Annotated in this window: 1 protein-coding gene; it reads right to left on the bottom strand. The window is 68.1% G+C overall.

All coding sequences use genetic code 11. The annotated features are described in order from the left end of the window. Positions 1 to 416: FAD-dependent oxidoreductase (locus tag AC1DUE_RS20205; RefSeq protein WP_477041195.1), on the bottom strand; the 416-nt coding region annotated here is incomplete at its 3' end. Positions 417 to 497 lie beyond the last annotated feature (81 nt).

The raw sequence follows: 497 nt of genomic DNA, 5'->3' as shown, positions 1-497 counted from the left end.
GCGGTCAGGGCGACGGTCTCACCGTCGGGAGTCTGCACCGCCACCTGCTTGGGGCCGGTGAGGCGGCCGTGGCCGCGGATGAGATCGACGTTGCCCGAGTCCAGCCAGTCGACCTGGTCCTCGTCCTTCCAGTACGAGGACATCTTGTCGCGGTGCGCGAGAACCGCCTCGACGTCCAGCGGCCCGGCCACCGCCGGGTTGAGTCCGGGTATGCGGCGYGCGTCGGCACGYGCCACCACCGGGCGCAGCAACGCCTTGCTGGGGTCACAGGCCCAGAACGAGCACTCCCCGCCGATCAGTTCACGCTCCACGATCACGGTACTCAGACCCGCGGCGCGGGCACGTTCGGCCACGTTCTCACCGACCGGCCCTGCGCCGATGACAATCACATCGTAGGTGCGGGTGGTCTCGTTCATTGCTGCTCCATTCATCACTGCTTCTGCAACTCGGGTGGGTGGTTGGTTGGTGTGGTGTCAGCGGCCGGGGAGGCGCTGCGT

The organism is Cellulomonas sp. P4_A2, from assembly GCF_056402515.1.
Note: the sequence above shows the minus strand (reverse complement) of the source record. Positions and strands in the feature narration are given on the sequence as shown.